Origin of the sequence: Cryobacterium breve (genome assembly GCF_004402375.1) — a bacterium.
Classification (GTDB): domain Bacteria; phylum Actinomycetota; class Actinomycetes; order Actinomycetales; family Microbacteriaceae; genus Cryobacterium; species Cryobacterium breve.
In genome coordinates, this window is the sequence record NZ_SOGJ01000006.1 from 1 (window position 1) to 17,864 (window position 17,864).

The following is a 17,864-nucleotide window of genomic DNA, read 5'->3' on the forward strand; positions in this document are numbered from 1 at the left end:
CTGAACTCAACGAGCGGCCACGCAAAACCCTCAAACGAAGCACCCCAGCCGACCTGCTCAGCGAGCTAGTCTCGAGGAAGGAAATAGTCCCTGTTGCTTCCACCGTTTGAATTCGCCCTTGAGTTTCCGGGACATTTGGTGGGCCGTTCGCGAAAGCTAGCAGGCAGCGGATCGTCGGTGAGGGTAAAGCCCCATTTCCTCCACAGCCCTCATTCTTTTCCTCCAGGAATGCCAGCGCTGGACCACGAACTCGGATCGGACCCATCGCGAGGCACGAATCTCACTAAGTGCGACCTGCTCGACGTGGCCGGGAAAGTCCAGGCACGTCAGCCCGCGGAGCGGGAGAGGGCGCCGATTGTGGTCGAGACAGAGCTCGCAGACAACGTCATCCAGATGTGGCAGCGGAGAATATGGCTCTCTCGCCCACGCCGAATTAGGCAGCCAACATCACGCGGACCATCACGGAACTCATGGGCAAATGTCAAACACGGTGATTGGACCGATCCTGTCGTTGACATACGGGAATCGTGACGGTTTTCGTTGGTCATGCTAGAGAGTCGATACTCCCTGGATCACTGTGGCCAGGGAGCCGATGCCGGCGATGGCCAGCACGGCCTTTTTCGCGATCGACTCGTTGATGGTTGAACTGAGGAGGTTTCCGATCACGACACCTGCAACCGCGGAGCCGGCCGCGACCGCCCATCCTGCCGTCGGGAGGTCGGGCACTCCACGTGCGAGCAGGGACAGAGCGTTGAGGCCGGCGAAGTAGAGCTGCACTGTGGCCAGATACTCTCTGTACTCCCAGTCGGTGGAGTTGGCGTAGATGGCGATTGGCGGCCCGCCCACGCCTGCGGTCACGTTCATGAAGCCGGAGAGGGCGCCGGCGATTCCGGTGCCCCGTGCTCCCACGAAGACCCTGCTTTTGCGCAGGAATACCGTCGCGGCCAGAGCAGCGAGAGTCACGGTACCGATGAGGATACCGAGCCAGCTGGCCGGCAGTGACTTTGCGATCCATGTCCCGGGGACGAGCCCGATCGCGGAAGTCACCAACAACAGGGCCGCCACACGGAAGTTCACGTCGGACCACAGCGTGATCGCACTAACCAGACACACGCCGAGTCCGACCACCTGGAGCGTTTGGACTCCGGTCACACTGCCCAGTAGAAGTACCAGGAAGGGGGCGGCGACCAGGGCCAACCCCATCCCGGTGACCCGCTGAATGAAGGAACCGAAAAACAAGACGACGCCAACACCGACGAGAGTGAGCGTATCCATCAGACGTCCTGTGTGGCTGGGCCGGGGCCGCCCCGCGCCGCCCGGGCGACCCCTGCCTCGGTTGCTGTCTGGCGCCGAGGCGGGAGGTCGCGCGGGCGGCGCGAATCACCCATGGCGGACGATCTCGGCGATGGGTGCCGGGCCGTCGAACCCCTCGAGGCTGTCGATTGCCTCCTGTGCCACGTCACCCCACACGTGCACGATCCACGGCTGGCTGCGCAGATCGTCGGCGTTGCGGGTTTCCGGGGTCACTTCGACGCGTGGCACGACGCCGCCTGAGCGCACGAAGACCGGCATCTCCTCGATCGATACCAGACGCTGGATGAAAGTCGGGCCCTCGAAGCGCTCGTCGGTGAAGAAGTCGTACCAGGTCCCGGCCGGCAGGTAGATGGACCGGGTCACCGGCTGCATTCCGTCGTCCATCACCGGTGCGACCAGGATGTCGCCTCCGAGCAGGTACTCGTCGTCGATGGACAGCGCTACCTGGTCCTCGGGGTATTGCAGGCAGAGCGGACGGATGAAGGGGAGCCCGTCGGTCTCAACCTCGCCGCCCACCTGCCACAGGTAGGGCAGCAGGGAATAGCGCAGCCGGATCCAGTCGCGGCAGACGCGCAGGGCGTCCGGCCCGAACTCCCAGGGTTCGCGCGGCCTGAGGCCGTGCGCCCGCATCAGCGGGGAGAGAGCTCCGAATTGGGTCCAGCGGATGTACAATCCCGGCGTGAGCTCGGGGCCGTAGAAGCCGCCGATGTCATGGCTCCAGTAGCCCGGCGCGCACGTCGCGTACGAGAGGCCGCCCCGCAGTGTTGCCTGCATTCCCACCACGGTGGACTCGGCGTCGCCGCCCCATTGGCCCGGATACCGGTGGGAGCCGGCCCATCCGCTGCGCCCCCACACCAGTGGGGTGCGCCCGGTGAGCTTGCCGATGATGTCGGAGAACAGGCCGTTGTAGCGCAACGGGTAGAGGTTGTGGATGTAGTTGCCGGGCGTCCCATCGGCGGCGGCCGCCCCGGCGGGGCAGCCTTCGCCGAAGTCGGTCTTGATGACGGCGACACCGTCGTCGAAGAATGGCTCTTGCTTGTCCATGATCCACTGTGCGGTAGCCGGGTTGGTGACGTCGAACAGTGCCCGCATCCGCCCGTCGGGGGTTGGAGTGCCCTCGAGTTCGGCGAGTCGACCGTCGGGCATCCGCAGCAGGTGACCGCCATCTTCGGCTTCTTGGAAAATCGGCGACGCCGGATCGAGGTAGGGCAGCTCCCACATCGACAGCCGGAATCCCAGCGAACGCAGGTCTTCGACGAAGGCGCGGCGGTCGCCGAAGCGGTCGCTGTTCCAGATGAAGTCGGTGTTCAGTCGGTCAACGATCAGCCAGTCCGGGTCGAGGTGGAGAACGTCACCGGGAACCTGGTGTTGCCGAATGGTACTGCCGACCTCCCGCATCTCGGTGTCGCTGTGGTAGCGGCACCGTCCCATCCAGAACCCGAACGCCCACAGCGGGGGCCGTTTGGCCCGGCCGGTCAACGCCGTGTAGTCACGCAGCCGCTGTTCAACGGTGGGTGCGGCGAACAGGATCATGTCGAGGCCGGCATCGTCCAGGGTGATCCCCAGCACGCTGGGACGGCGGTGGCCGACGTCGGCGGTGAGGGTCGCGCCTGTGTTGACGAAAGCGGAATAGCCGGCCGTGGAGTGCCACACGGGCACCGGCTTGTAGGCCAGGCCGGTGCCCGTGCCGAGGGCGTCATTGACGGTGAGGGTGAGTTCCTGCCCGCTCTTTTCGAATCGAGAGAACTGCTCGCCGAAACCGAAGATCTTCTCGTCGACGCCCATCTCGAGGTTGAGGTTGATGCTGCCATCCTGCACGATCACCGGCGGAGCCATGGGGAAGCCGGCCACCTGGCGGAGCCGTTCCCCGGTGCGGAGCAGTTGGACACCATCGCGGGAGAGGGTCAGGGTGAGCGGCGACTTGCCGATCCGCAGGGTACAGCCGGCGAGGCGAATCTCCAGCGCGTCGCCCGTGTCCCGCAACTCCGTGTCCTGCACGCCGTTGGTGGCGGTCACCATGATGCCCGGCCACACGTCGGGTTCGCGCCACATCTGGTGCTCGGCCGGAGCCATCGCCACCCGCACCGTCTGCGGCCCGAGAGCCGAGACCCGGCACCGGTACTCGACCTGGTCCAGGCCCGGGAGCTGCAAGTCCTGGGGCAAGTTCGGCATCGTCGTCTCAATGCCCTGCTGCTCCGGAGATTCGCCGGTCATCCATCCGGGGATACCGGGGAGGGCCTTCGCCGCCACACCGGTCACCAGGAAGTCGACGCCGTGGTCGGTCTCCGTGACCTTGTCAATGTACTTGAGGATGAAGGGTTCGGTCTGGGTGTCGATCATTTCTCAGTCACCAGGGTTCCAGTCAGATCAGCGGATCCGGTGTCATCGCCGGCTTCCTGCTGGGTGTGTCGAACGTGCAATTCCTGTTGGATTTCCACACAACGTTCGTCGGACAGTTTGTAGACGAACCAGATGGCAACGATGGCGAAAACAGCCATGACCATCGGGTAGAGGAACATCAGTGCTCGGATGCCGAACAGGGCCTGTTCGGACTGCTGCGCCACGTTGGGGGCGTAGGCGACCAAGGCCAGCACCACACCCGGAACGAAACCGGCGATTGCCTGGGACAGCTTGCGGAACCAAGTGAACGCGGAGTATGTGAGGGCTTCACTGCGGATACCGGACTTCAACTCCCCGTATTCGACGGTGTCGGACACCATCGCCCAGTTCAGGCTGTTGGGCAGCGCGCTGCCGAAGAAGGTGAAGCTCGACAAGATCACCAGCGACAGCGTGTCATGCACCACGAAGAAGGCGAGGAAATCGGCCACGAACCAGATGGCACACCCGAGGATGTAGGTCTGGCGCTTGCCAATGCGCCGGGTCAGCCAGGGGGTCACTGCGACCCCGGGGAATACCCACGCGATCGCGAAGAGGCCGATGAAAGAGAGCGCCCAGGTATTGCCCAGGTTGTACTCGGTGAAGTACACCTGCACCGCGATACGCACGTTGAATGCGGAGAAGATGGCCAGGTTGGCAAGACACAGGCCCATCAACGGCCGGTTCGCGAACAGCATGCGGTACTGCTTGGACAGCGGCACCCGGGGTGCGGTGTTCTGCACGCCATGGGGGCTGCTGATGAACCGTTCCTGGACGTTGTGGTACATCACGTAGATCATCACGGTCCCGGCGATGGCGAACACTGTGACGGCCACGGTGTAGCCCTGGGCCTGGTCGTCGAAAGCGTTTACGATCGGCCAGAACACCACCGTCGAGATGAGCAGGCCGAGCGTGCCACCGCCCTGACGCAGCGAGGACAGAACGGAACGTTCCTGCAGGTTCCGGGTCATCGCCGGTACCAGAGCGCCGTAGGGGATGTTCGCGATCGAGTAGACGGTGCCGAACAGGATGTAGATCAGGAAGGCCCACACAGTGCGCCCGGTCAGCGAGAAATCAGGAACCTGGAACGACGCGATCAGCAGCAGGGCCAGTGGGATGGTCGCGTAGAAGATGAACGAGCGGTATTTGCCGCGCTTGCCCAACTTGGTGCGGTTGTCCACCCAGGTGCCCACCGCGACATCGGCGAAGGCGTCCCAGATCTTGGCAACAAGAAAGATGGTGCCCGCGATGGCGGGGTTGATCCCGAGCGCGTCGGTGAAAAACTTCAGCAGGTACAACTGCCCCATATCAAACAGGAAGTTGAATCCGAGGTCCCCGGAGCCGTAGCCGAGTTTCTCCCTCAGGGTAAGGACCGGCCGCAGGCCCGCGCTAGCGACCTGGCCTGTCTGTGTGGAAACGCCCATTTCTTGTCCTCTTCTTTGATGACCGCCGGGGCCCCGCGTGGGGGCGGCGACGAAGTTGGGTTTAGCGCGCGCCACGTGGTGGCGCGATGAACAGTTCTAGATGTGGTCCAGCAAGCCTCCGGCCAGCGCGGGGACCAAGCCGGGCGTCAGTGGCAGCCGGGGCACCAGCAAGCAGTGAAGCAGGTGGTAGATGTCTTGCTTGCCGTTCCAGACCAGGCTGGAGACCTCGTTGTTCTCGTTCAGCTCCTGCCACCAGGAGCCGGTCTCGTAGTCGAGGAGGTAGTCGCGGCAGTAGTCCCAGAACTCCTGGTAGTAGTCGGAGTACTTGGCGTCGCCGGTCACCTGGTAGAGCGCGTAGGCCGACCCGATCGCTTCGACGATGACCCACCGGATCCGGGAACGGATCACCGGGTTGCCCTCCCAGTCGACGGAGTAGACGAAGCCGGGAGCGCCGTCGGTGGACCAGGCGTCACGGACGGCGCCGTTGAACAGGCCCTCAGCGTCCTCGACGAGCCAGGATGGCGGGGTCTTGCCCTCGGCCAGCATCGTGGCGCGCAGCTGAACCAGGAGCCGGCCCCATTCGACCCAGTGGCCCGGCGTGCCGCCGAATGCGCGGAACCGGTCGCCGGGCGCGTCCTTGTTGTAGTCGAGCATCGGGTTCCACTGCTGGTCGAAGTGCTCGTTGACCCGGTAGTGGTTGCCCCGGGCGACCTTGTGGATGAGCAGTGAGGCAATGGAAATCGAGCGGTCCAGCCACACGTCGTCGTGGGTCACGTCATGGAGGATCAGGAACGCTTCGACGGCGTGCATATTGGCGTTGCCGCCGCGGTAGTCGTCGCAGTGGGTGAATGTCTCGTCCCAGTTGTCCAGGCACATGTTCTCGGAGTCGGACCAGAAATGGGTGTTGACGACGTCGATGGCCAGCTCGAGCAGCTCCGGCGCGCCGGGGATGCCGGCGGCGGTCGCGCTGGCCGCGCCCAGCGCGACGAACATGTGGGCGTAGGCCTCCTTCTTGCGGTCGATGACCTCGTCGCCCTCGTTGGCGACGGATGCGAACCAGCCGCCGTTCTTGCGGTCGCGAAGGATGCCGTTGGTCAGGCACTCGATGCCGTGGGCGGCCAGGCTTCGTGCCCCTGGCCGTCCCATCACCGCCGCGGCCGCGTAGACGTGCACCATCCGGGCGGTGATCCACAGGTGCGTGCCCATCTCCTCACGGATGCCGCCGGTGTTGCTGATCCAACCGAAACCGTTGGACACCTTGCCGTTGCGACCGAATTCGAGGATCCGGTCCAGTTCGGTTTCGAGCCAGCGGGTGTGTGCTGGCATTCCGATCCAACTCATCTGTGCTGACATCAGGTCTTCCTGGGTGATCTGCGTGGTGATCTGCTCTGTGGGAGTCATCAGCGGGCCGCCAGGGCTTCGTCGACGATCTCGCCGAGTCGCTTGAGACGCGGCACCGAGACATCCCGGAGCATCGTCGCCGGGTCCGTTGCCCCCACGACGGATGCCCAGACGGCGCGGCCGGACAGGAACCCCGAGGCGCCGGCCGAGACGGCTATCCGCACGGCCTTCCCGAAGATGTCCGCGTCGACTCCCGAAGAGAGGATGACCCACGGCATGTTCATCTGACCGTCGAGGCGTCGGCATGCGTCGAAGAGCGTCTTGTCGTCGGCCTGTGCTCCGTAGGGCATCTCCCCCTTGTACAGGTCTGCTCCGGTGTCGCCCAGCTCGGTTGCGGCCGCGAGGATCGCGGCTTCCTTGTCGAATTCTGCGCCGCGGCGGGGAGGACGCACGACCGGCTCGATGATGCTCACCAGGCCGGCGCCACGGCACATCGCACCGAATTCGGCGACCATCGCTACCCGCTGCTCGACCGGCTCGTCGGAGCGCCACAGGACGAGCAGTTTGAGCGCCTTCACCCCAGCCTCACGGAGGGCTGCGGGGTCGATGGCGCGGTCGATCTGCACACTGTCGACGGGGATTCCGTTGCCGGGTAGGAAGTCATCTGCGGCGACGATGAGCCCACAAGACGGGTCGACCGCGTGGGCGGCGAGGACGGCATCGTACGAGAACTGTCGGTCGACCAGCACACCGGATGCGTACGGGCTGATGATCTGGGTTGCCTTCACCTTGAAATCGGTGAGGGTCTGGTCGCTGACCGGTGTTGCGGCGCCGGCGGCTGCGAACATATTCCGCAGAGCCTCCCGCTGGTCAACGGCGAGCATTGCGAATCCACCTGAGGGACGTGCAATGTCCTGCAGCGTGCAAGCTGCAGTCGTGAGGGTGGGTGAGAGGGTCATTTTGTGGTCTCCTATGTTGGTTTGAGTTGGCGGGCCGTGGACGTGCTATCCGGCCGAGAGCCGGAACAGTTCGTCCAGGGTAGGAACAGCGCTACGCCCATCAAGGGCGCGGCAAGACAGAGCAGCCGTATCGTTGGCCTGCCGAAGTGCCTGCGGCCAGTCCAAGCCACGGCAGATGGCAGAGAGCAAGGCGCCGTGGAACACGTCACCGGCACCCAGGGTGGACATGATCTCGATTCCGCCCGATGCCGGCACGTGCACCCGTCCCGGGTTGGTGCCTCTCGCGAATTCTGCCGACCACCAGGCCGTCGATCCATCGGAACCGCTGGTCGCAACGACCGCCCGGGCACCCTCACCGAGCGCAAGACCGGCGGCCTTTTCGACGCCCTCGGCAGTTTCCAGCTGGCCATACTGCGCAGCCAGCGACGCGGCTGTGGGGACGTAGAGGTCAAGCAGGGAAATATCCAGCCCTGCAATCGGGTTGCCGGCATCGACCGCGAGGCGTGGACGACTCGGGGGGCTCATCGTGCCGAACAGTTCGGCAACGGGGCCGAACCCGAGGTGATCGACATGAACCCACTCGGCCGCCGTGATGAGCTCAACCGCCCTGGAGCCCATATCGGCGAGGGACGGCAGTGGCGGAACCGTCAGAGTGGAAATCGCACGCGTCTTGGATTCTTTTGCAACCACGACACACGACGTTTGGGTCGAAGCGCCTGGATCGCGCAGGACACCTGAGACGTCGACGCCCTCCATTTCGAGCAGCCGCACCGCCTGCTCACCCCCTGGGTCGGCACCCACGCGGCCGACAAAAGCCACCGAAATGCCTTGGCGTGCGAGCACAACGGCGGCGTTAGCTGCCGGCCCGCCCCCCACAATGGCGATCTGGTCACCGACAACGCGTTCGTCCGCGGCCGGGTATCGGTCCACGAGCGCCAGGGCGTCGATGGTCACGACTCCGACGCAGACGACCTGAAACAGACTGGGCATCCTTGCTCCTCCCAAAAGTAGCGCGAGGACCGGGCCGCCACTGATTCTGGGTGACTCGCTGCGCCAGTTGTTGACTCTACCCCAGTTTGTGCGAATACAAACACAAAGATCTGTTGGTTTCACAACAAGCTCGCGACTTGCGGGACAGAAGCAGGCGCGCTGCACTCCGCCAGGGCATACATTTGCGGCGTTTTTCCCTGAATAAGGCCCCGTGGCGGGCCAAATCACTGGAGCACGAATTTGTGAAGAATGTTACATTCGTGCGTTTCTGATCGTTGGACAAGGCTTTCGACCGGAAGTCAGCGCAAAAAGTGCACACTTCAGGCGCGAGACAGGGCATTCCTGCGCGGAGGGGACCGAGAACCCGTCGATCAAATGGGGACTTTCAGTGGCGAAGCGTCGATTCAGAATGCCGCCGCGTTAGTGCGCTCTGACTCATTGGGCAGAACGATCTCGATGCCGTCAGCTTGGAGCCGCTCAGCAATACCGGCGGGCGGTTGACGATCCGTCACCACAGCGGACAGCCTGCCCCAGTCGCAGAGAAAGACCGGCCCGCGAGCCGAGAACTTGCCGTGGTCGATCAAGAGCACCACACGGTCGGCGATATCCATGAGTTCCAATTTGACGAGCCTTTCAACGTCTGCGGAGGCATACACGCCACGCTCGTCGACTGCTGCGGCAGCTAGGTAGAAAGTCCGGACACGGTAGCGGTGCGCCATTTCGACGGTTGACGAACCGACGAGGGCGCGGCTTGCGCGGTGCAAGTCACCACCCAGCGCGATCACGGTCACGGCGGGCTGTTCGAGGAGGCGGTTGATTACTGGGAGCGAGTGGCTGATGACCGTGCCATGGAAATCTGAGGAGAGAGCTCGCGCGAGTTCGATCGTCGTCGTGCCGGCATCAATGGCAATCACATCATCGGGTAGCACGCACGCAGCCGCGGATCGGCCAACCGTCCGTTTGGCTGCATTCCTGGCACTCTCTCGCCCGTTGTATCCCGGAGCATTGGGATCGTCATCCGTTTCAGCAAGTCGGAGTCGAACGCCGCCATGCACTGCAACCGCTTCACCGTCCTCTTGGAGTCGCCGGACGTCACGCCGCACGGTCATCTCCGAGACGCTGAGGCGTTGTGACAGAACTGAAATTGAGGCGAAACCAGTCGCGCGAAGGACTTCAACGATTGCCGCACGGCGCTCGGGTGCCCCCGTGTAGCGCATGGGTTGAGCACTCATCGCACAAACTTCCTTTCGATCGGACTAACAACTTTAAATCAAAACCGGAAGAATGTCACAATCTTCTCACAAACTAGAGCTCCAGCTGGCCCGCAGTGGCAAAGGGTCACCTGATATTTATATTGATTCCCATCGCACCCACCATGGATTATTTGGTAGATAAACAACACAATGTTGTGCGTCATATCCCAACCAGGGGCTATAGTCGAACAGGCAGCGCACCTCGGTGCCGCATCTTGTGGCAGCCCAGTATTCGCGTTGCTTTTATGGAGGAGCAAGGATGCCCAGTCAGATTCAATTGCCCACTTCGATGAGCCCCATCGTTCCCAAGGACAGCATCGGGTTCGTGGGCCTGGGAGCCATGGGTGGAGCAATCGCCCGGAACCTCGCCACGGCTGGATGGGCCATGCGCGTGTTCGACCTGTCCGGCCCAGCGATTGACCGTGCCTGCGCGGCCGGTGCCGTCGCGGCGCTCTCCGCCACGGATGCTGTCACCGGGTCCGCTGTGGTGTTTACATCGCTACCAACGCCCGAACTGGTGGAGAAGTTCTGGGTTGAGCAGGCCCCGAATCTCACCGCCGGTTCCATTGCGGTCGATCTTTCAACGATCGACCCCACGACTTCTCGTCGGATCAGCGACATGATCGCATCCACCACGTCCGCGTCGTTCGTTGCCTGCACGGTGGGCAAGACGCCGGCCCATGCCGAGAAGGGCGAGATTCCCGCCTTCGTTGGCGGTGCTCCCGAGGACATCGAGCGCCTTTCTCCGCTGCTGAAGGTGCTATCGAACAATGTCTACGACATGGGGTCCGTCGAAGGAGCCACGATCTTCAAGCTCGTTTCCAACCTTGTCGGGATGAGCAACCTCGCGGTCCTCGCCGAAGGGTATGTCCTCGCCCGACGTGCAGGGATCCCCGCTGACATGTTCACGGAAGCACTTCGCACGACCGGGGGCTGGTCTGTTCAGGCAGACCTGCGCCTTGATTGGATGGTCGAGGACGACCTCGCCCCAAGGTTCGCAGTCGACATGGCTGCCAAGGACTTGCGACTCTCGGTGAACGCCGCCGCCGAGTGGCACGTCCCAACCCCCATGGCCGCGGCCTCCCTGACCGCATTCACATCTGCAAGTGCCTCCGGCCACGGTTCACTGGATGCCGCCGCAATCATTGAGCCACTCGACCCACAGCGGGTGGCCCGCGGAAACCGCGCCGCGAGCTAGGTGTACTGAGTCATGACGTTGGTGACACTCGGCTGATGGGGGTTGCTCCGATGCCAAACTCCATGTCGCTCAGGCCGCTATCAGGGACCCAATTCGTTCTCGAGGCTCACGGCTACACCGCCTCGATCGCGAGCATCGGCGCGAGCCTTCGATCGCTTAAATATCACGGACGAAACCTCATCGTGCCGTTCGATGCCGACGAGGTGCGACCTTTCTTTCGTGGCGCTATCCTGGCACCGTGGCCGAACCGAATCGTGGATGGAAAGTACACATTCGGTGGCGTCGAGCAACAGCTCAGCATCACCGAGCCGCTGAGGGGACATGCGATCCATGGGCTCGTGGCCTGGCTGAACTTCGATGTGGTCAGGCAGACGTCCGATCGGCTCGTCCTGGAGTCAACCGTCGAGGCGCAACTTGGGTACCCCCACCAGGTGACGATGGAGGTGGAGTTTGCGCTTGACACCGCCGGCCTTCAAACGACAGTGACGGTAGTGAATACCGGCCCGAATGCCGCTCCTTTTGGAGTTGCCGCGCACCCCTACCTAGTCGCAGGCGAGGGCCGCGTCAACGACTGGACGCTCGAACTCCCAGCCCGGCAAATACTGACAGTGACTCCAGACCGGCTCATTCCACTGCGCCTCCGCGACGTCGATGCCGTCGATCTTGCAGCCTTTGACTTCCGAACGCCACGGGCTATCGATGCCACATTCTTAGACCACGCCTTCACAGGCCTCCACCAGGACGAGGAGGACACAGCGACAGTACGAGTGACGACGAACGCGGGCAGTGGAGTGGCACTGAGCTGGGGCAGTGAATGCCCCTGGGTGCAGGTTCATACGGCCGACAAACCCATACCCTCAATTGACAGGATTGGACTAGCCGTCGAACCAATGACCTGCCCCCCGGATGCCTTCAACTCCGGAGTGAACCTGAATGTCCTTAAGCCGGCAGAATCCACACGCGCATCCTGGACAATTCGAGCAATCGACTAGCTAGGCGAGGCCACTCATAGGGGTGGTCCTGCTCGTTCTAGTTCATCGCGGTGACGCCCTTCCCGGCGAGGGCCTGGGTGAGGCGCATCGAGTGGCCGAGGTCTGGCCAACGTTGGCGCGGTGGAGTAGCCGGTCGACTGTCGCGCCGACATCCAGGGCCTCGGCGGCCGCGCCCTGCACTTGGCCCAGGGCGCTTGCCTTGGGTACTCGCGGCTCCCAGAACGCTAGAGTCGGGAACGTGGGCAAGCCTTTGGACCTAGACGTCACCTTCGACATGCGATCGGATACTCCCAAAGGGAAGGACCCGGACAGTCACAGCCCTACCCTTCGGGAGTATCACCGGCTGCTATGGAGCAAGGTTCTGCCGAACGGGGCTCGATTCGATCTCAGCGCCAACAGGCCGGGCGCCTATCTTTATCACAGCTCAGATCTCGGGATTTTCTTCCTTACCAGCGACGCCGCCATCCGGACCTTTCGGAGCGTGCGCCGGGCTGCATCGGTGATTGAGCAGATTCCCGAGGGCGAACGAGAAGCCTTCAGCCGCCAGGGTTACACGATTGGGGGGATGATGCTGTTTCCGGGCAACCGGATCGAGGGTATGCAGACGATCAATCAGCGTCGAGGGACTCACCCGAAGATCTCAGACCGCCTTGATCTAACCCTCGAGTGCATACGTCGGCACTATCTCGGCGAGCACAGCCCGCTCGGTGAAACGCTCTCCCGCTACGGCGACTTCTTTGCGCTGTTCGGGGACTTCGCGGGTTATGTGGATTATTTCCTACTTCACGACCTCGTCACGGACGACTTTCAGAACGTTCGATTCCTCACCGCCTTCGCCGACTTCACCACACCGGCGATACCCCAGACGCTCGAAGAATATCGGTCACATCGGCGGCTAAGCCTTGAATTTGTCGCGGCACGCAATGGCCGGATTGCCGCCCAGACCCATTGAGCAATTCCTTCGTCCTAGCTTCAGCGCGCTTAGGTCTGAACCAGGCAGCGTACGATCGGGCCACCGGATCGAGCGAGCTAGGTGAGAACGTCGGTTCGCCGTCGTTGGTCGACCAAACTGGTCGAGCGACCATGGCCGGTCGTCGGGAAACCTTGGCAAGGTACTCGGCCGTGCGGCCCGGGTCATCGTAACGAGGTCGGTGAGGCACGCATCGCGCGCCTCCTATGCGGGGACATGGATCGTGTACGGGATACCCATCTCGTCAAGGAGATCGAGCACCGGCGCGCTCGGTCCCATCGTGTTCGAGACGGAACTGGCGAAGAAGTCCCAGTGAGCACCTTTGATATCGCCCTTCTGCACCAGGTAAGCATCCGACCTGATCTGGCGCTCGATCGACGGGCTCAGATTGACACGACCCAATTTTGACTCGTGAGCAACGTCGTCAACCACGACATCGAACCGCCGAACAACGGCATTGCAGACCTCAATGCAGTCTTTCGTGGAACGTCCGACCTGCGTGTACTCACCGCGATCCTTTACTCCATGCGTCCTGGCCAGGTATGCTTCTGCCTTCTTAGGCGTGGCGAAGAACCGAGCGCCGCCACCGGCTTTGACGTGACCGGGCCGCTTCATGGCCTCCGCGAGACTATCGAGGCCGACCCTCCCTTTCTGAAGTCGCAGAAGCGACTTCTCGCTGAAGCCGGAGGCCTGGAGGCCCGGCCAGCTCTTCGTGGTCTGCGTGAGGGTCGCCACCTTGATATCGTCCGGAACCCACTTGAGCGCCACGATGGCAGCACCGACAGCGGGGGCAAGCTCGGGGTGACGGAGGACGAACTTCGAGGCCTTGGCGGGGATAGCGACCGCGTCGCCAGCGACCGGTACTAAGCCGACGACGCTGAAACCCGCGCCGACCCAGTCGGCGTGGATGCTCGACCCGACGGCATCGCGTAGGTCGGCAACCCCGCCGACCACCGTGCCGACTCCGGGAATGACGCTGGAGCTTCCGGAGGCAAGATTGCCGGCAAACCAGGCGAGAGAATCACCCGGCCTGATCTCGCCGAACACCGCCCCTTGCGCGAAGTCCCGCGCATAGGTCGATGGCTCGACCTTCACATCGGCCCATAATGGGTCGAGTCCCTGGCTCTCCTGATTCTCGACCTCGTACCCGTCGTCGAAGCCGTCGCCGTCGGTGTCCGCGACATCCGGAGCGGTGCCGAAATGCTCGACCTCGCGGCCGTCCTCGATCTCATCGCCGTCGCTGTCGCGATCGAACGCGTCGAGGGAGAGATCGGCTTCAGCGGCGTCGGACATGCCGTCCCCGTCAGTATCGGGCATCAGCGGGCTCGAGAAGGCTGTGAACTCGATGCCCGTGTCGCGGTCAGAGACCGCCGGGCCCGCTTCGTCCCCGTCGGTGAGTCCGTCGTCGTCAGTGTCGGGATCCATCGGATCGGTTCGGTAGACCGCGCCCCTCGTGCTCAGCCAGCCGCTCGTCTCGTGCTTGTCGTCGAGATCGTCGTCGTCGGAGTCGACCTTGGTGGGGTTTGAAATTCCCGCATAGAGCGTGCTCTCGTCGGGGTCTGAGACCACCTGACCGGCCTCGTCTCCGTCAGTGAGTCCGTCGCCGTCCGTATCGGCCGCATTAGGATCCGTGGTGAACGTGCTGCCGCCGAGCGTGCCCCAGCCGAATACCTCGACCCGATTCGACAACCCGTCGTCGTCGGAGTCCGCCTGGCCGGCGACGTAGCCAACGCCAGTGACAATGAGGACTACCACCAATGCGCCAGCGAGTGCCCCCCGGGACCAGCGGCGGCTCCTCGCAGCTTTGGTGACGGGCTCCCGCGATGCGACCTCCCCTGGGCCGGCACGTCGGGTGGACTCACGCTTGGATTCCGGTCTGCGTGTGACCGTCGACCGAACCAGTCTCGGCTAGCTCGCCGAAGGAGTGCGCGCGGCCAGATCGGTCGCGATCAGCTCGTCGATCGCTTTCAGGCGCCGTGGAGAAGTCCTTCCATTGGTCACCGAGCACACCACCGATGGCGTCAGAAGCCGCTCTCATCAGTCCCATCAGAACAGCCCCCCGGTCTGTATAGCCAGCAGCCAGCAGCGTGCCGCTGTCATTCAGGGTAGTGGCCCGAGGAGAGAAAACCGCGCAGGGGTCGCTGCTGCCGCCAAGCGGCGCAGCCCAGCCCAGCCCCGGCGATCCTCCCGATCTAGGCCTTGCGCACGGGACGTCCCGGCGGGCGCTTGTACGCCCAGATCGCGGTATCGAGCACTCCCCTGTCTCTTGGGGAGGAGATTTCAGGGCCGCAAGGAGTTCCGAGTGGACTCGATATCCTTAACCAGAAGCCCTGGGTATTCAGTCTGAATTCCCCAGAGGCGGCGCGAAATGGGGGCTCCTTTGTCGAACGAACCGATCTTGCTTTTCCTGCATGGAGTCGGGGACGGCGACAAGGACGACAACTGGAAGATCCGTTTCACCGAGGCCCTGACCCGCCTGGGGTACCCCGATCTGGACACAGTACGAGTGATCGCCCCCAAGTACGCGCACGCATTGAAGGACTGGGACGACAAAATCCCGCTACCGGGTGAGACGATCAAGCCGCCTCCCCGCGATGCGGTCAAGAAGAACCGCCGGGACTTCGAACGCCGTATGGGCGCCGTGGAGTTCCGACTCGGACGTCACGATGGCGGCAACGGTTACGTAGGTGGAGATGCTTATATTGGCGTGGGCGTGGGGCTGGGCCGCGCTGGCTTGCCGTTATTGAAGCAAGCGCACAACTACCTCAAGAATCCTGAGATTCGCGCGCAAGTCCTGCACCGTATCCTCACGAAACTGCCCGAGTCGGGGAGGCTTGTGATCGTAGGCCATAGCCTCGGCTCCGTGATCGCCGCCGACCTCGTGCGGCGCTTGCCGGTTGGGCTCGAGCTTGCCGGCATGGTGACCATTGGGAGCCCGTTGGCGAACGGAAGTTTCGATGTGGACAAGTTGCGGGAGACGCTCAAAGAACCGCCGACGAACCTGGCCTGGTGGGTGAACTTCTGGAATGCGCCTGATCTCGTGGCCGCCCACCGTGGTGTGTCCTCCGTTTTCCCGTGGATGGTCGATTTTCGGATTAACACGAAGAAGGTGGGTATTCAGGCCCACGCCGCGGCGGAATACCTCTCCAATGAGGCAGTGGCGACGGCCATTGGCTTCGCGCTGTTTGGGTCCAGGTCGAAGGAGCTCGCGTGCATCGACAAGGGTCTCGACATCCCCGTGGACGCCATAGAACGTATGGCTCTTGTCGCACTGCGGTACGCCCACCTCCTCAAGACGAGATTGGAAGGCGACCAACAGGATCGTTTCGCCGGCGCCCTTCGACACGTGCAAGCAGCCGTCGTCGACGACATCAGACGACGAAACGACGGCGCGGACAGAGATCACAGAGGGATGCCATCGGCGGTTGCACGCCTCGCCTTCGACCTGTCCGATCCGCACGCGACTGTGCCCTTCCCGCTCCCGTGCAGCCATCTCCCAAAGGACGAGGCCGTCGTCCTATTGACGATCCTCGCAGCAGAGAACGTCATCCGGCCCTTCGATATTTCGATCTCGAAAGACAAGTGGCAGGATGCCATGAAGGATCTCACCGCCGAGATGGGACTGGGAAGCCAGTACGGCGCCGATGTCTTCGCCGCCGCCAAACGTGCGCAAGAGGCACTGAGCGGCGGCGGCGTGAACTGGATGAAGTGGGGTGCACTGGGTGCCAGCGCGGCGCTGATCGTCCTGGCGACCGGCGGCCTGGCGCTCGCGGCTGGCGCCGGTCTCGCCGGAGCCGCAGCGATCACCAGCGCGCTGGCGGCCTTCGGGCCGGGCGGGATGATGGGGGGCCTCCTGACTGCTGGCACCCTCCTCACTGCGGGTGGCAGCGGCCTCGCATTCGGTCTGGCGAGCGCCGGAACCACCGCGGCAACCCTCGAAGCGGTTGTCGAACGCCAGCTGGCGGCGGCAATTCTGCGTCAACGTCATGACCTCGAGCAGGATCCGGCTGCCTGGAGAGTCCTTGCCGAAACCGAGATTGAGGTCAGGCGTGAATATGAGCGGCTCGATGAGTTCTCGGACGAATCGTCACTGGTACTCAAAGAACTGAAGCGGAAGATCCAGACCATCGAGCGCGCGCTGAAGTATCTGAGGGACAACGGTCTCGAGCCGGGCATCACCCCCGGGGCTCTCGACCAGACGGATTAGACCGATCGCGACCATCGCACCGATCGTTTCGATTGCGCAGAACGCCTCGAAACCCCGGCCTCGCCCCCTCCCCCTACAGCGAAAGAGCAACGACATATTGACCTCAATCAGCGATAGCATCAACCGCCACGTCAACTACATTGTCGATAAGCGGATGCAAGAGGCCACCAACGAGATCAAGATTCGAGGGGCCGTTGAGAGCTCACTTGACTACACCGTGACACAGATATTCTCGGCCGAAGCTATCGGGCGGGCTGCCGCGAAACTCGACGACGATCGCGTTCTCGCTCTGCAAGTGATCGCCGCCGCGTTCGGCGCAATGGATCCGGACGGCGTGGAAGAAAGCAGGTCGGGCGAATCGTCATGCGTTCAATGCAACGCGCCCATCGGCTTCACGATCTCCGGGTTCACTCTGTTCCCAAAGCGCGTGATCTGCCCGAATTGCGGCGTCATGGGCGTTCCCGGAACCTAGGATCAACGCCGCTGACCGATGGGCACTCGTCCCGCTTCACGGGTGCACCCGGTTAGGGCCTTTCGGCGCTGGTCAGACCTGCCTGTGACCGATAGGTGCGGTTATGTCAGCGTGGCCGAAAACCGCTAGCCGGGCCGTGGAATAGTCGCCAAGACTTCGACTGGTTTCTCTTGATGTGATCGGAACTAGTGTGCTGGGTGCGTCGACTAGCAGCCGCAGCGCGGCACTTGCGGGATCCTCGAACGATCATGGCTGCGGTTATCTTGTAGGACCCGCCCGAGGTAGTGACCCACGACAAGGGGCGGGTGCCAACCGGTGCAGCCGAGCTCGGGTATCGGACGAGTCCCAGTCGATCAGAGAGCCACGGC

Annotated in this window: 13 protein-coding genes; 5 read left to right on the forward strand and 8 right to left on the reverse strand. The window is 63.2% G+C overall.

Features of this window, described 5'->3' with window-relative positions; translation table 11 throughout:
- Positions 1 to 549 precede the first annotated feature (549 nt).
- From E3O65_RS01415 to E3O65_RS01445, 7 genes are all read right to left on the reverse strand, one after another.
- Positions 550 to 1,275, reverse strand: a complete 726-nt coding sequence (locus E3O65_RS01415) for a sulfite exporter TauE/SafE family protein (RefSeq protein WP_134361980.1) — start codon at positions 1,273 to 1,275, stop codon at positions 550 to 552.
- A gap of 105 nt (positions 1,276 to 1,380) precedes the next feature.
- Positions 1,381 to 3,654 carry a glycoside hydrolase family 31 protein gene (locus tag E3O65_RS01420; protein WP_134361981.1) on the reverse strand — a complete coding sequence of 758 codons (2,274 nt, stop codon included), beginning with the start codon at positions 3,652 to 3,654 and terminating at the stop codon, positions 1,381 to 1,383.
- Positions 3,651 to 5,114 carry a glycoside-pentoside-hexuronide (GPH):cation symporter gene (locus E3O65_RS01425; RefSeq protein WP_134361982.1) on the reverse strand — a complete coding sequence of 488 codons (1,464 nt, stop codon included), beginning with the start codon at positions 5,112 to 5,114 and terminating at the stop codon, positions 3,651 to 3,653. The genes E3O65_RS01420 and E3O65_RS01425 overlap by 4 nt, the downstream gene beginning before the upstream one ends.
- Positions 5,115 to 5,210: 96 nt before the next feature.
- Complete coding sequence (locus E3O65_RS01430) at positions 5,211 to 6,515, reverse strand: AGE family epimerase/isomerase (protein ID WP_338419159.1); 1,305 nt, start codon at positions 6,513 to 6,515, stop codon at positions 5,211 to 5,213.
- Positions 6,515 to 7,414 (reverse strand): aldolase, encoded by a 900-nt coding sequence (locus tag E3O65_RS01435; RefSeq protein ID WP_134361983.1) that lies wholly within the window; start codon positions 7,412 to 7,414, stop codon positions 6,515 to 6,517. Before E3O65_RS01435 ends, E3O65_RS01430 begins: the two co-directional genes overlap by 1 nt.
- Positions 7,415 to 7,459: 45 nt before the next feature.
- Positions 7,460 to 8,404: a carbohydrate kinase family protein gene (locus E3O65_RS01440; protein WP_134361984.1), complete on the reverse strand. Its 945-nt coding sequence runs from the start codon at positions 8,402 to 8,404 to the stop codon at positions 7,460 to 7,462.
- A gap of 404 nt (positions 8,405 to 8,808) precedes the next feature.
- Complete coding sequence (locus tag E3O65_RS01445) at positions 8,809 to 9,636, reverse strand: DeoR/GlpR family DNA-binding transcription regulator (RefSeq protein ID WP_134361985.1); 828 nt, start codon at positions 9,634 to 9,636, stop codon at positions 8,809 to 8,811.
- 280 nt (positions 9,637 to 9,916) lie between these two features.
- Between E3O65_RS01445 and E3O65_RS01450 the strand changes: the two genes are divergently transcribed.
- The 3 genes from E3O65_RS01450 to E3O65_RS01460 all read left to right on the forward strand — a co-directional run bounded on the left by E3O65_RS01450 (position 9,917) and on the right by E3O65_RS01460 (position 12,799).
- Entirely contained in the window at positions 9,917 to 10,855 is a 939-nt protein-coding gene (locus E3O65_RS01450; RefSeq protein ID WP_198411714.1) for an NAD(P)-dependent oxidoreductase, read from the forward strand.
- 50 nt (positions 10,856 to 10,905) lie between these two features.
- Positions 10,906 to 11,847 (forward strand): aldose 1-epimerase family protein, encoded by a 942-nt coding sequence (locus E3O65_RS01455; RefSeq protein WP_338419160.1) that lies wholly within the window; start codon positions 10,906 to 10,908, stop codon positions 11,845 to 11,847.
- A gap of 238 nt (positions 11,848 to 12,085) precedes the next feature.
- The gene (locus tag E3O65_RS01460) at positions 12,086 to 12,799 is read left to right on the forward strand and encodes a DUF6994 family protein (RefSeq protein ID WP_241985818.1); all 714 of its coding nucleotides are present in this window, start codon (positions 12,086 to 12,088) and stop codon (positions 12,797 to 12,799) included.
- 222 nt (positions 12,800 to 13,021) lie between these two features.
- On the opposite strand, the gene E3O65_RS01465 is transcribed toward E3O65_RS01460, so the two are convergent.
- Positions 13,022 to 14,572 (reverse strand): hypothetical protein, encoded by a 1,551-nt coding sequence (locus E3O65_RS01465; protein WP_134361986.1) that lies wholly within the window; start codon positions 14,570 to 14,572, stop codon positions 13,022 to 13,024.
- Positions 14,573 to 15,197: 625 nt separating this feature from the next.
- Here E3O65_RS01465 and E3O65_RS01475 point away from each other — a divergent pair.
- Positions 15,198 to 17,024, forward strand: coding sequence for an alpha/beta hydrolase family protein (locus E3O65_RS01475; RefSeq protein ID WP_134361988.1), 1,827 nt, complete (start codon positions 15,198 to 15,200; stop codon positions 17,022 to 17,024).
- Between the two features lie 97 nt (positions 17,025 to 17,121).
- Complete coding sequence (locus E3O65_RS01480; RefSeq protein ID WP_134361989.1) at positions 17,122 to 17,496, forward strand: hypothetical protein; 375 nt, start codon at positions 17,122 to 17,124, stop codon at positions 17,494 to 17,496.
- Positions 17,497 to 17,864 lie beyond the last annotated feature (368 nt).

Bases quoted from the DNA above. Each gene is read 5' to 3' on its own strand.
- E3O65_RS01415 (WP_134361980.1), bottom strand. From the start codon at position 1,275: ATGGATACGCTCACTCTCGTCGGTGTTGGCGTCGTCTTGTTTTTCGGT.
- E3O65_RS01420 (WP_134361981.1), bottom strand. From the start codon at position 3,654: ATGATCGACACCCAGACCGAACCCTTCATCCTCAAGTACATTGACAAG.
- E3O65_RS01425 (WP_134361982.1), bottom strand. From the start codon at position 5,114: ATGGGCGTTTCCACACAGACAGGCCAGGTCGCTAGCGCGGGCCTGCGG.
- E3O65_RS01430 (WP_338419159.1), bottom strand. From the start codon at position 6,515: ATGACTCCCACAGAGCAGATCACCACGCAGATCACCCAGGAAGACCTG.
- E3O65_RS01435 (WP_134361983.1), bottom strand. From the start codon at position 7,414: ATGACCCTCTCACCCACCCTCACGACTGCAGCTTGCACGCTGCAGGAC.
- E3O65_RS01440 (WP_134361984.1), bottom strand. From the start codon at position 8,404: ATGCCCAGTCTGTTTCAGGTCGTCTGCGTCGGAGTCGTGACCATCGAC.
- E3O65_RS01445 (WP_134361985.1), bottom strand. From the start codon at position 9,636: ATGAGTGCTCAACCCATGCGCTACACGGGGGCACCCGAGCGCCGTGCG.
- E3O65_RS01450 (WP_198411714.1), top strand. From the start codon at position 9,917: ATGCCCAGTCAGATTCAATTGCCCACTTCGATGAGCCCCATCGTTCCC.
- E3O65_RS01455 (WP_338419160.1), top strand. From the start codon at position 10,906: ATGCCAAACTCCATGTCGCTCAGGCCGCTATCAGGGACCCAATTCGTT.